The following is a 471-nucleotide window of genomic DNA, read 5'->3' on the forward strand; positions in this document are numbered from 1 at the left end:
CCGGAGAGGGCGAGGAAGAGGGCCAGGGTGGCCTCCTGGGGGGAGGCGTAGCGGATTCTCCACTCCCGGGAGGGGAAGAAGAAGAACTGCACCCGCCAGGGCCAGAGGAGGGGCACCCCGTTCACATTCATGGTGTCCAGGAGGAGGTGGGAGAGGTAGCCCGTCAGGAAGGCTCCATAGGCCCCCGGGGCCGCCTGGCGGAGGGGAAGGAGGAGGAGGGCGAGGGCCAGGAGGACGGGCAGGGAGTGGGTGAGGGTGCGGTGGCCGAAGCGCCTTTCCAGGAAGGTGGAGAGGGGCCTCAGGAACTTGCCGGGGCCGGAGGTGGTGGTGTCCACATCCGGCATCACCGCCCCCCAGGCCAGGGCCAGGCCCTCCAGGAGGCCCACCTCCACCCCGAAGCCCCGCAGGAGGGAAGCGGTGAGGGCGGCCCCGGCCAGGTGGGTCGCGGCGGTCATGGCCCCCCCTTGCAAA

1 protein-coding gene is annotated in these 471 nt (G+C 71.3%); it reads right to left on the reverse strand.

Going from position 1 to position 471, the window contains the following annotated elements; all coding sequences use genetic code 11:
• Positions 1–455 (reverse strand): metal-dependent hydrolase (locus tag ACYQ0J_RS00750; protein WP_460170290.1); only part of this gene is annotated, 455 nt, incomplete at its 3' end.
• Positions 456–471: the final 16 nt, after the last annotated feature.

The organism is Thermus sp. FJN-A (assembly GCF_054655095.1).